The organism is Coraliomargarita algicola (assembly GCF_033878955.1).
Lineage (GTDB): Bacteria > Verrucomicrobiota > Verrucomicrobiia > Opitutales > Coraliomargaritaceae > Thalassobacterium > Thalassobacterium algicola.
Window position 1 is genome coordinate 397,139 of record NZ_CP138858.1, and the last position, 12,826, is coordinate 409,964.

Annotated in this window: 10 protein-coding genes; 7 read left to right on the forward strand and 3 right to left on the reverse strand. The window is 53.1% G+C overall.

The genetic code is table 11. The features are described 5' to 3' along the window. Positions 1-4: 4 nt before the first annotated feature. Complete coding sequence (locus SH580_RS01440) at positions 5-1,462, reverse strand: efflux transporter outer membrane subunit (RefSeq protein ID WP_319833222.1); 1,458 nt, start codon at positions 1,460-1,462, stop codon at positions 5-7. 197 nt (positions 1,463-1,659) lie between these two features. Between SH580_RS01440 and SH580_RS01445 the strand changes: the two genes are divergently transcribed. Beyond that, positions 1,660-3,471 carry an alpha-L-fucosidase gene (locus SH580_RS01445; protein ID WP_319833223.1) on the forward strand — a complete coding sequence of 604 codons (1,812 nt, stop codon included), beginning with the start codon at positions 1,660-1,662 and terminating at the stop codon, positions 3,469-3,471. A 124-nt stretch (positions 3,472-3,595) separates the two neighbouring features. Here the strand turns inward: SH580_RS01445 and SH580_RS01450 are convergent, their stop codons facing one another. Both SH580_RS01450 and SH580_RS01455 read right to left on the reverse strand, forming a co-directional pair. After that, entirely contained in the window at positions 3,596-4,045 is a 450-nt protein-coding gene (locus SH580_RS01450) for a hypothetical protein (protein ID WP_319833224.1), read from the reverse strand. 90 nt (positions 4,046-4,135) lie between these two features. Further along, the gene (locus SH580_RS01455; RefSeq protein WP_319833225.1) at positions 4,136-7,234 is read right to left on the reverse strand and encodes a M16 family metallopeptidase; all 3,099 of its coding nucleotides are present in this window, start codon (positions 7,232-7,234) and stop codon (positions 4,136-4,138) included. 291 nt (positions 7,235-7,525) lie between these two features. Here SH580_RS01455 and pgsA point away from each other — a divergent pair, with 291 nt between their 5' ends. The 6 genes from pgsA to SH580_RS01485 are packed head-to-tail and all read left to right on the forward strand — an operon-like array spanning position 7,526 to position 12,784. Beyond that, a complete protein-coding gene (gene pgsA / locus SH580_RS01460; RefSeq protein WP_319833226.1) occupies positions 7,526-8,122 on the forward strand; it encodes a CDP-diacylglycerol--glycerol-3-phosphate 3-phosphatidyltransferase in 597 nt (198 codons plus the stop codon). Then, entirely contained in the window at positions 8,119-8,640 is a 522-nt protein-coding gene (locus tag SH580_RS01465; protein ID WP_319833227.1) for a phosphatidylglycerophosphatase A family protein, read from the forward strand. The genes pgsA and SH580_RS01465 overlap by 4 nt, the downstream gene beginning before the upstream one ends. Before the next feature lie 51 nt (positions 8,641-8,691). Further along, the gene (locus SH580_RS01470; protein ID WP_319833228.1) at positions 8,692-9,231 is read left to right on the forward strand and encodes a DinB family protein; all 540 of its coding nucleotides are present in this window, start codon (positions 8,692-8,694) and stop codon (positions 9,229-9,231) included. Then, positions 9,219-9,944, forward strand: a complete 726-nt coding sequence (locus SH580_RS01475) for an NRDE family protein (RefSeq protein ID WP_319833229.1) — start codon at positions 9,219-9,221, stop codon at positions 9,942-9,944. Before SH580_RS01470 ends, SH580_RS01475 begins: the two co-directional genes overlap by 13 nt. Beyond that, on the forward strand, positions 9,941-11,812 hold the full coding sequence (locus SH580_RS01480) for a DedA family protein (protein WP_319833230.1): 1,872 nt from the start codon (positions 9,941-9,943) through the stop codon (positions 11,810-11,812). The genes SH580_RS01475 and SH580_RS01480 overlap by 4 nt, the downstream gene beginning before the upstream one ends. Positions 11,813-11,854: 42 nt before the next feature. Continuing rightward, positions 11,855-12,784: an ArsR/SmtB family transcription factor gene (locus SH580_RS01485; RefSeq protein ID WP_319833231.1), complete on the forward strand. Its 930-nt coding sequence runs from the start codon at positions 11,855-11,857 to the stop codon at positions 12,782-12,784. Positions 12,785-12,826 lie beyond the last annotated feature (42 nt).

A 12,826-nucleotide genomic window follows, 5' to 3' on the forward strand; every position in this document is an offset into this window, starting at 1 on the left:
TGGATTAGAGTTGAGTGATTTCGGAGGGAGTGTTCCATGCACCTCCCAATGATTTGTAGAGTTGAACATGTGCGTTCAGGAGCTGTGCCTGCGTGCTGGTGCGACTTTGCTGGAGGCTTAGTTCCGTTCGTTGTGTGTCGAGCACCGTGAGTAGATCGATCTCGCCGGTTTCATATTGTACTTGCGCCAGCTCGGTGGCCTGGTGTGCTGCGGTGGTCGCTTTGTCCAGTGTCGTGAGTTGCGTATTACGCTTCTGGATGGCACTGAGTGCGTTTTCGACCTCGCTGAGTGCATTGAGCACTGCGCTTTCGTAACTTAAGTATGCTTGAGTGAGTGTTTCCTGTTGGATCTCGATGTTGCGGCTGATGCGTCCCGCGTCCCAGATGGGAGCGCTGAGGCCTGCGGCGATATTTGAGAGAATGTTTTGAGGATCGAGCAGATCTCCCGAGGACAGTGCTTCCAGGCCAATCGAACCACTGAGATTGAGCGAGGGCAGGCGACTGCGTTCGCTTGCAGATAGATTTGCGGTGGCTGCTTCGATGCGACGTTCCGCAGCCCGGATGTCGGGGCGTTGGCGCAAGGTCTCCGCAGGAATGCCGATCGTTATCGCATCGGGCACTTGTGGGAACCGGGTCGCAGCCGATGTCAGCTCGCTGAGCGACTCTGGCGTGCGAGCGGTTAGAATTGCCAGACTATTGCGAGTTTCGACGATGCTTTGCTCCAAATCGGGGATTTGGGCGCGGGCTTGTTCCGCGGAGCTGATAGACTGTTGTGTGTCCAGTGCGTCGCCTTCACCGGCGTCTTCCAGCCACTGCGTCAGTTCGACGGTATCCAAACGATTACTCAGGCTCTGCTGGACGATGGCGAGCTGATCCTGTAAGGAGCAAAGTTCCAGATAAGTGCTGGCCACTTCGGCGGCGAGCGAAACTTGCAGCTGGTAGAAATCTTCCGTGGTTGCCGCCAACTCGGCGTCGGCGGCCTTTAAGTATTGCTGCTGTTGGCCGAATAAATCGATCTCCCAGCTTGCGTCGAGTGTGGCGCCATAGCTTTCCGAACTGCTGGACTGATTCGTTTGCCGGTCGCGACTGTTGGCGGAGGAGGCCGAGACAGAACCGGAAAGGGAGGGCCATAGCTCGGCGGATTCCAATCCGCGCTCGGCTCGTGCTTGACGAATGTTTGAGAGGGCGGTGCGGCTGTCGGTGTTGTGCTCCAGCGCTTCCGCGATCAAAGCTTCGAGTTGCGGGTCATTAAAGCGTGACCAGCACTGACTTAAGTCAGTGCTGCCGGGCGTGCTGGTGGCTGTCGTTTCGTGTTGCCAGTTCGTCGGCAAGCTCGCGTCGAATTGAGCACGCGAGTCGCCGCTTGAAGAGGTGGTGGCACACGCGCTGAGCCATAGCAGACAGCAGGCTGCGGTGCCATGGCAGGCCAGGCGTGTTAGATGTTTTTGTGTTGGATGTATCATGTGGCATTCCTTGGAGGATGCCACAGAGTTTAGCGTTTCGAACCTTAAGAGATCGTGAAGCTGGGTAGATTCTTTCTAAATTCGTAAAGAAGAATATTTTTATTATACACGTGATGGTATCTGCATTTCTGCACGTTATACTGTCCACAAGCATTCGCCAGTGATTGCTTTATTCCCCCATTATTTTTCGAGTATCTATGAAATCGACCATCCATTCTTTATTCGCAGCGGTACTGCTGGCCGCATCGTCAGCACCGGCAACACTTGCTGCGCAAGACCACGTCCAGACGCAACGAGCTGATAGTTCCGTGATTTTACCTGCTACAATCGCATGCTCACAGAGCGATACTTGGAGCTGGGATTTTGACATTACACATCCAGGCATTTACACCTTGCAAGTCGTTGTGGACATTGCAGGCGCAGAAGCCGCACATACTGGATGGGCGCGTCTTAATGGCGAACTGGTCGGGCAGAAGCTAAAGAAGGCCTATGTGATCGAGGAAGGCCTTGTTTCAGAATTCGAGCAATCAATCGACATCGCGGGTTCTGGCAGCTACTCCTTAACGCTCGCCTCTAATTTATCGGTTAATAAAGCGCGCTTAGTGCCTGTCGGTTACACCAGCAGTCGCATCTCGTTGAGTTCGGATCAATACTATCAGCCATGGCTGAAAATGCACCAATCGGCCCCCAAAGTCGCGGCGATGGAATGGTATCGTCAGGCTCGCTTCGGCATGTTCATCCACTGGGGCGTTTATTCGGAAGCAGCAGGCTCTTGGAAGGGGCAAGGTATCGAGGAAGGTGTTGGCCCAAAGGTGGCGGAGTGGATTCAGTTCGCATTTAAAATCTCACGCGAGGAATACCGTGCGTATGCCAAAAACTTTAATCCCGATCAAACCTTCGCCGTCAACATCGCACAGCTCGCCAAAGCGACGGGCATGAACTACGTGGTGATCACTGCCAAGCATCACGATGGCTTTGCGCTCTTTGATTCAGCTTGCTCGGATTGGGATATCGCCGACGCCACTGATTACGACGGCGATCTAGTTAAAGAACTCTACGATGCCTGCCGAGCTGAGGGCCTCGATTTCGGAGTCTATTACTCGCATGGCAATGACTGGGGCGAAGGCTCTGATGGCAACTATGCGAACGTAAAAGCCTATAACGACACTCTAGGTGTCGCTACGCGACCCAATGGTAAAAATCTCTGGGACCCCAGTCCCAATACCCATGTGGAATATCTGGAGAACAAAGCTTACCCGCAAATCGCGGAGTTAATTGAACTGCTGCCCGACTTGCGTCTCATTTGGTTCGATGGCGAAGGCCTGATCACTGAAGCACAAGCTTTCCGTTTCTATGAGATGGTCTATGAATTGAACCCGAATATTATTGTTAATCGCCGCGTCGGCTACGACTTCGGCGATTATATCGACGCAGGTGACAATAAAACGCCCGCCGCCAATGAGTTAGCCGCCAAGCACTTCGAAACCTGCGGCACCGCCAACCACTCGTGGGGCTTCAAGGCGCACGACCACCATTGGAAGAGTGGCAATCAGCTGCTGCGTAACTTCGTCGATATCGTTTCCAAAGGTGGAAACTACCTGCTCAACATCGGGCCTGATGGTAAAGGCACGGTGCCTGAGCCCTGTGTGGCCAGTTTTCACGAAATGGGGGAGTGGGTGAAAACAAACTCAGAAGCCATCTTTGGGACCACGCGTTGGACCCCGTTCAGCGAGGGCGTGGACAAGGTCAACAATTCCAAATCACATGCGGATGAGTTTTGGTTCAGTTCACGAGACGATACGGTGTATGTGATGTCTTTGGCTGCGAACAAGGATTCTGCTCATATCCGTTCCCTTAAGACATCTGCGGGCATTGTGCTGGAGGTGCGGCTCTTAGGCAGTCAAAACAAACTGAAGTGGTCGCAAGATGAACACGGGCTGGAAGTCGACTTCACCGGTGTCCACACGGGGCCCAACGGTTATGCACTCGCGGTGACATTGCAGCCATAAAGCTACATCCAGAAATTGTAAAAGCTTAAAGCCGTCACGCTTGCCCGCAGTCCATACGCGGTAAGCGTGAGTGCTTCAACTCTTAAGCGCGGCACGAATTCTGGCGGCAACGCGATCCGCTGGTTTATTCCACCTTTTCGGTTGGGATCTTATTCGGACAGGTCACGGCCAGCACAGGCACTTTAGTTTTGATCCAGACGTTTTGCTCTTTAAAGAGCTTCGCTGGGACCGCTTCACAGGCTTCACCGATGGTTTCAACTGGCATGCGACGCCCCTTAGGGGTGGTGTTAAATTCGTAAGCAGCACTGATGATACGCTCAGGCGCAACAGTCACACCGTCGTCTTCAGGGATTTGCACGACCCAACCAGTGAGGTCTTTATCCTTGAGCTCGTCCTCCGGATCAGAGATCAGAATCGAGAATTGCTTCTTCACTGGGGGAGGGCGGTTGGCCTTTTCTTCTTCTTCGGCTTTGAGCTCCATTTCGACTTCCTGCATGATCTCATTGACCTTGCGGATGTCGGGTTCGTTGCGTTGTAGGATGAATTTAAGAGTTTCTACGTCGATTTTTGCCATGAACTTGTTGAGTAAAAGGTGTAATTGAAAAAATGCTGAGTCAGCGAGTATGGGACAGTGCTAGTGAAAGCGCGCTTGAATGCGAGTCGATTATTTTTCTCGTTTATACAATAGTTCGGAAGCGTTGAATATGCTGCGGATCGGATCCATCGACTCGATGAAGGTGTATTCGCCGGTGTCTCCCCAGTCCCAGGTCTTGCCCAGGATGTAGTGTCGCACGGGTAATTCAGCTTCGTTGGGAGCGATCTTCACGGTATCCGCTGCGGTGCTGATGACTTGTGCGGCCATCGCATCGGAATCGCGGCTGAGTTGTGAGAGCACAACGATACTTTCCGAGGTGCGATATATTTGATCAATATGAATACGCCAAGCGGCGTCGGGCACATCGAGCCGAACGGTAATCGCCTCCTGCTCCGCGGGTGCATCCAGCGCTTCATTGGGCTTGGCCAGCGAACCGGCGATCACTTCTGTAAGCTGTGTAGGATCAAAGTATTTGCGGATGGCACGATTGACATCTTTGGCGGTGAGCTGACGGACTCGCAGCGGATAAGTGTCGATATATTCAGGGCCAAAGCCACGTTGCATGAAGCTGTGAACTTGCCCCGCCACGCTACCAGTCGTGGATAGGCCGACCAGGTAGGAACCTGTCAAGGTCTCGATGGCTGCGCGGACTTCCTGTTCGGTGACGCCGTCGTCGTACCATTTTTGTACGACCTCATGGGTCGCCGCGAGACCATCGTTTAACATGCTAGGAGCGAAACTGGCTGAGAGCACCCAATTGCCCGGTGTGAGGATGTCGCCTTCATGGCCTGAGCGAATACTGTAGGTGAGTCCGCGATTTTTGCGGACCTCGGTCATTAGTCGCGAGTGGAAGCTGCCGCCGAGTATGTAGTTACCCACCATAAAGGGCAGGTAGTCATCCGCGGTGCGTTGCAGCTGAGTGTTATAACCAAAGCGGACGGCGACGCTGGTCTTATCTTCTATGTAGATGCGCTCGGACTGTTCGTTGTTTTCCAGCTGGGTGGTTTCAAGTGGAGGGAATTCGCTCCCAGTATTCCAGTCCTCAAAAGCGTTGCCCACGGCAGCTTTGAGTTGTTCGAAGTCGATGTCCCCGGTAAAGATCAGAGTCATCGAGTCGGCGCCGTAATGTGCCTGATGAAATGCGGCGAGGTCCTCGACAGTCGTGGATTCGAGGTCGGCGAGTAGCTCTTTAATCGGAGTGCTGTAGTTGATATGCTGCGCTGGATAGAGCAGTCGTGAGAGCTGCGCACTGGCGCGGTAATCGGGATTGTCGATTGCTTGTAAAAGACCCGCTTCCTGGCGGCTTTTAAGGTTTTTCAAGACTTCCGGATCAAAGGCCGGGTGGCGCAACTGATCTGCCAGAATGTCTAAGACCGAACCTGCGTCGGGACGAAGGAATTTACCCGAAAAATTAAGACTTTGTGCGCCTGAGCTAAAGCCAATATCAGCTCCGAGAGTGTCGAGCTTTTCAGCGATTTGAAAGCGATCCTGGCGGGTGGTGCCCTTGTCCAGCATCGCAGCTGTCAGGCTGGCAAGCATGGGCGCGTCTGCCGGGCTTAAGCTATCACCAGCCGCAATGCTGCCGACGAAGGAGACCACATTGTCAATCGGCATATCGATAGCGATAAGTTCAATACCACCGATCTCGGCGCGTTGCATATGAGAGCTAAAATCAACAATGGCTGCCGAAGTGGCTCCGTTGGTATCGCCAACCGGGACGTCCGCGGTGGCTTCATTCGACAACTGGCCGAAGAGCGCGGGATCGCGGTAGTAGTTGGGGCCAGCAATTGAGCTCAGGGTATTGGCTTGAGCGGTCAATGAGTTAACGACCTCGGGCACAAACCAACCGGTAGTGCTGCTTTTCTCGATAAAGGACTTAGCCGCCACTTGCTGTAGTTTTTCAGTGGAGACGGCTTGTATGGCTTGGGGGAGATGAATGTAAGCGGACCAATCACCCATCGCGATCGCGTCGTTGATCTGATCGGCGATCGCATAGGGGCCATCGCGACCATACACGGTGCTGGCTTGTATGACAGATTTAGCGCGTGCGAGTTCATCTTTATCCACGCCACCGCTAATCAGCGATTCGATTTCGTCCAGAATGATCGCTTCGACCTCCGCGTGGGTGGCATCGGGTGTCAAATAGGCGCCAAATATGAACAAGCCTGGATCATTGAGCTGTGGTGCATAGGTAAAGGTCGCGCTGGCTTTGCCATTGTCTTCCAAGGCACGGTAGAGGCGGCCCGTTTTGTCCGCACCGAGGATTTGTTGCAGCAGGTTGAGTGCGGCCCAATCCTCGTGCCGTCCTTCCGGCACTTTGAAACCGATCATCACCACACCTACTTGTCCTGCCCGGTGAATGGTGACACGACGCGAACCGATCTGTTCGGGCTCACTGGTTTCGACTTCAGGGATCGTGTGAGGCGCTTTGGGCACGGCCCCATAATGCGTCGCGATCGCCTGTAAGGTGGCGGCTTTATCAAAACCGCCAATCACGGTCAGGACTGCATTTTCCGGCCAATAGAAGGTGTCGTAAAAATCACGTAGTTTCTGAGGCGTGGTGTTTTCGATATCCGAACGCCAGCCAATCGTAGGATGTCCGTAGGGATGGGCCATGTAGGCCGAGGCAAATAATTCCTTAATCAGGGTGCTCACTGGGCTGTTCTCACCGCGTTCGTATTCGTTGCGCACCACCGTCATTTCAGAATTCAGGTCTTCCTGACGGATGAGCAGGCCACGCATACGGTCGGCTTCCAGCTCAATCGTCATGGGGACGTACTCGCTCGGCATGGTTGCATAGTAGTTGGTGCGGTCAAACCATGTCGTCGCGTTGGAACGTGCGCCGATACGTTCCATTTGACTGGAATAATCGCTGCCATCCGAGCTGTTGAAACGCTCGGTGCCTTTAAACATCATGTGCTCCAATATATGCGTCGCGCCTGTAGTGCCGGTGACTTCATTGCGTGAACCAACTTTATACGTCACCATGACTGTGGCAACCGGTAAGCCTTCGTTGGGCATTAGCAGTATGCTGAGGCCATTCGATGTGAGGCGGTATTCTTCAATGCCGCCCAATGTCTGCACGGCCTCGATCCCAGTCGGGAGCGACTGCGCAAAGCATTGCAGTGCCATCAGGCAGGAAAGTAGGGGGATTCTTAAAAATCTCATAAATATTTGAATAGGGTCAATTAAGAGCAGTCAATGTTCCGTCGTGATGATGGCAAGTACGCTAAAGCACTTTTATTATCTAGGGTGTGATCACGTAGTGAGGCTGAGTACATATCTGAGTCTAAGAGCTTCGATCAGTTTAAAAATGGAGCCAAATGCACTGAGATTGCAAAGATTGTGAGTGGTTCCCATCAAACCCCAGCCATACAAATTAAGGGTGTTTTGGCAAACTTCGGTGAAATTCCTAACTTTTGACTAGCCGCCTGTCGCATCTGCGGCATTATTGGCGGAGTGAATCTTCCAAATTTACTGACGCTCTCTCGTATCCCAATCCTCTTCGGTATTGTGGGCTTTTTGTATGCCCCGTTTACGGGAGCGAGGACGCTGGCTTTCGTGCTCTTCGTGATCGGTGCGTTGACGGATTGGGCCGATGGCTATGTCGCGCGTAAGCAAGGGATTGTTTCCAACTTTGGCAAATTGATGGATGCCCTTACAGATAAGGTCTTTATGGTCGGTTTGTTCATCTCGCTACTGGCGCATGGCACTTTACCGGCTTGGGCTTTGCCCTTACTGCTACTCATCCTCAGTCGTGAATTTCTAATCACTGGCTTGCGACTGGTGGCAGCGAGTTCGGGTATCGTACTGGCGGCGGAGAAGTCAGGTAAGCACAAGACTGTTTCGCAAATCGTTGCAGCCATTCTATTACTGTTGGCAGTGGCCGTGCGTGTGGATTTTCCAGAGTTACTGCCTGCGGTCATCGGCGATGTGCTGCACTGGGGCGGCTTGGCATTCTTCGTGATTGCGACCGTGCTGACTGTTTCATCCGGCACGCAATATATGATTAAGTATTGGTCCATTTTTACGGGCAAAAACGAGGATCAGTCGTGAGCTCCATCGATCGTTATGTTTTTTGGACGCGGACTTTGTCCACGCCACTGATCGTCAATCTAGCGACCATTGGTCCAGTTGGCCGAGTGAAGAAAGCTCCCGGAACCTGGGGGAGTGTGGTCGGCCTAGCCTTTTACGCGGTTTTCTTCCATCATGCATCACCACTGGGCTTTATTTTTTTAGCGGCCTTGAGCGCCTATTTGTCGGTGGCGATTTGTGATGCCGCGGAGCAGCGTCTGCAAATGCGAGATCCCGGTATGATTGTGCTGGATGAAGTGGTCGCGGTGCCACTGGTCTTTATCGGTATGGGCGGTAACGATGGCCTGATCGCACAGCATGGCAGTTGGCCGGTGTTGTTGGCTGGATTTGCGCTCTTTCGCGTCTTCGATATCTTAAAACCATTCGGTATCTCAAAGCTGCAGGATTTACCTGGTGGGCTGGGCTGCGCAATTGACGATTTGGCAGCAGGCTTGGCGGCTTGTATCAGCTTGCATCTAATTTTGCTCTTTTTCTTCTAAGGCCGATGGAATTTATTTAGGACGCGATACTCTCAATGCGATCGACTGATTATGCGTTTTAATTCACTCATTGATGCCCTGCAGGAGGCACTTCGCCAGCAACTCTTATTATTAACTGAACTGAGCGAGGAAGCCTATTGTGCCCCTGCTCAAGGGCATCTGAGTAGCTCTGTCGGCAAACACATCAGACACAATTTAGACCACTTCGAATCTTTTTTTCATGGTCTGGACGCCTGTCAGATCGACTACGAGAACCGCTCTCGCCAAGGTCAGATCGAGTCCATATCTGAGGTCGCAATCGCGGTTTTGGAAGATTTGATTGTGCAACTACAAGCACTGCGCACAGAGGACGAACGGGAACTTGCTGTTCGCGAGGAAAGTGCGGCTGGCGCGAATCAACGCCGTTGGTTGAAGAGTTCACTCGGACGTGAATTACAGTTTCTGTTGGGGCATACCGTCCATCACAACGCGCTCATTGCGATGATCGTTGACCGCCATGGTCTGGCACTTCCAGAGGGTTTCGGCATCGCTCCGTCGACACTACGGCATCAACAGGTTCCGCATACGCCTGAGAATATATGTGCACACTAAGCTGGTGGCTGGCAGAGTCCGAGCGCGGGATCGTATTCAATCGTGACGAGCTGCGCACGCGTGCGCGTGGGGAAGCTCCGAGGGTGGTCGAGTTTGCTGGAGCAGCCCGTATCTTGATGCCGCGTGATCCAGATGCTGGAGGCACTTGGCTGGGCGTGAACGATTCGGGCTTGATTGTGGCCTTGCTCAATAACTACCCCTTTCATTCTCCAAACTCGCCGGGGCAGATCAGTCGCGGTCAATTAGTCGTTGATTTATTGCGACATGCGCGTTCAGCAGCTGAGTGCATGTCAACGTTGCAAGAGCTCAATACTTCCGTGTATCAAGGTTTTTTACTGTTTGCTCTGGGACGTCATGACGGACCGCTGGCTCGTGAGTGGGATGGCCAACAATTGCAGCCGCTCAAACTCGAAGGGGAGGGGGGGCTACATGTATTGACCTCTTCGTCCTATCGCCAACAAGAATGCGAAGCTTTTCGTGTGGATCTATTTGCGGGGCAAAGCCGAGAGCGGGCGCTGCTCAAAGAGAAACACGGAGCTTTCCATCCGGCAGACCCTGCGCTCGGTCCCTTGATGGTGCGGGACGATGCGGCGACCGACTCGGTGACAGAAATCGTTATTGGTAAAAATTACGCTCACATGTGGTTTCATAGCGTAGATGGCAATCCTCCAGTGCTGAGTGAACCAAGCCAGCACAGACTAGCAATGCAATGAAGGTCCTCGTTCGTCGCCTAGTCTTATTCGGTCTCGTTACATTCGCCGCTGCTTGGGCGGTCTGGCTGTGGCTGGGCTTCGATCCGCCGCTGCGGGCCGATTTAGTCACCATGGAAATTTTTAACCATGCGCAGGCTTACGCGGCCGAACTACAAGCGTTCGCGCGCGATCTTGAGTGCGTTGCGCTGCATGTCTCGGATGCGAATCGTGAAGCCGCCTTGGAGCGTTTACCGCACCTTGAGCGAGCGTTGGCTCAGGATGTATTCATTGCTGCACTACTTGCATTATTTGTATTTGCTTCCGAGGACTTAGCTTGCATCGCAGCTGGCATCCTGGCGGCCTCAGGCACAGTCTCGCTATTGGCGGCGATGGTGGGTTGTTTCTGCGGTATATTTGCGAGTGATGTTTTACTGTATTGTCTCGGCCGTGTGCTGGGGGAGCGTGCGTTTAAGATTCGCTTTATCGCGCGTGCGGCATCGGGAGCTTCGATGACCAGGTTAAGGGATCGCTTTGATGGTCACGTCTTTAAGATTGTTTTCATGACTCGTTTTATTCCGGGCAGTCGCGTCGTAACCTACGTCACGGCAGGCGTGTTACGTATCCAGTTTCCTCGTTTCGCTGCCTCCTTAGCGATCGCGGCGGCTGTCTGGACACCCATTTTGGTCGGGATTGCTCATGTTGTCGGCCGCCCTTTAATTGAGTGGTGGGCCTTGTCGGGGTGGTGGGTGCTGCCATTGATTCTGGCCGCTCTGGGAGTCATATACATGGGAACTCTGTTACTGATACAAAGTTTAACCAATCGAGGGCGTCGCCATCTGCGCGGGCGTTGGTTACGACTCACTCGCTGGGAATACTGGCCCGCATTACCGATTTACTTACCGGTAGTCATCTATGGCATCTATCTATCGATCAAGCACCGCGGGAGCACCTTGTGGGCTATGTGTAATCCGGGCATGCATCCTTTGAGTGGCTTGGCGATGGAGTCTAAGAGCGACATTCTTGCGGCGCTGAACTCGAAGTCTGGGATGATCGCAGATTGGGTTTGTATTCCGCCTTCGAATCTCTTGGACGATCGAGTCGCAGTGTTACATGCGTTTCGTACCTCTCAAGCTCTAGATTGGCCGATCATTCTGAAACCAGATGTCGGGCAGCGAGGCGAGGGCGTGGCAGTGATCCAGAACGAATCGGCAGCTCGACGATATTTAAGTGAAAATACAGCAGCCATTATCGCGCAGCGCTATATCGAGGGCCAGGAGTTTGGCGTTTTCTACTATCGCATGCCGAATCAATCACGCGGGCAACTGTTCTCGATTACAGAAAAAGTTTTACCTGAACTCGTTGGAGATGGCATACACAGTGTGGAGCAACTCATTCTGAACGACGTGCGAGCGGTGGCACAAGCGGCACATTACTTAAAAGTCAATCGGGAGCGCTTATACGATGTGCCAGCAATCGGTGAGCGCATTCAGCTGGTGGAGCTCGGCACACATTGCCGTGGAGCCATTTTCCTAGATGGCAATCGATATCAGAGTGATCGCTTGGCCGCGAGCTTGGATCATGTCCTGGAACACTACGAAGGCTTCTATTTTGGCCGTTTCGATCTGCGCGTGCCAACAGGGGATGCCTTGATGGCGGGGCAAGCGATAAAGATTTTAGAACTAAACGGAGTCTCCTCGGAATCGACTGACATCTATGATCCCAATAACAGTTTATTGACTGGTTGGCGAAAGTTATGTCGACAATGGCGCCTGGCCTTTGAAATCGGAGCTCAAAACCGAGCTCGCGGGGCGGCTGTGCCTCGCTGGCGCGAAGTGCTGACAGTCCTGCGCACACACCGGGCACGACAAGCCTACGAGGTGGACGCTTAAGATTGCTTGCCTCAGGCGTGAATATCCACTGAAACTCTCCACATGGCAGATTCTTGGGAAACTCTTAAACTTTTGGCTGATTCCACACGCGTGCGGATACTTTCGCTCCTGATGCGTGAGGAGCTTTCGGTCGCCGAGTTACAAGAAGTGTTGGATATGGGACAGTCGCGCATCTCATCGCATCTAGGGCTACTGCGACAAGGCGAACTAGTGCATGATCGGCGCGAGGGGAAAAAGACTTTTTATGCAATCAATCGCAGCTTTGATGCTCAGGGCTTGGCTTTGTTGGAGGCTGCACGCGTCTCGGTCGAAGATTCGGATCAGATCGTCTCTGACTGTGCCAACCTCAAGCGGATTTTAGAAAAGCGCAAGCAACAGTCGGAACAGTATTTTAACTCGGTGGCAGGTCGTCTGGGGAAAAATTATTGCCCCGGCCGCAGCTGGGAGGCGATCGGACATTTCTTACTGCACTTAACACCCAAAATTAAGATAGCAGACTTAGGGGCGGGCGAGGGCTTACTTTCGCAGCTACTCGCACGGCGCGCCGAACAAGTGACCTGCGTGGATAATTCGCCCAAAATGGTCGAGTTTGGCCGGGATCTAGCGAAAAAGAACGGCTTTACCAATCTGACCTACCAACTCGGCGACATCGAGCAGGTGCCCTTGAAAGGGGAAAGCGTCGATCTTGCGCTGCTCAGTCAGGCGCTGCACCATGCACAGCATCCAGAGCTCGCGGTAAAAGAAGCCTTTCGTATCCTGAAGCCCGGCGGGCAGCTGATTATCATCGACCTATTGGAACACCAATTCGAGCAGGCTCGTGAACTGTATGCCGACGTCTGGCTCGGCTTCTCCGAAAATACACTTTACCAATATCTCAAAAACGCAGGCTTTCGTAAGATCGAGGTCAACGTGGTGGCTCGCGAAAACCAAGAGCCCAATTTTCAGACGGTTCTCGCAAGCGGCGAGAAGTAGTCAACGCGAGTCGCTCGCCAATAGTTCACCCAGCGGAGTTTT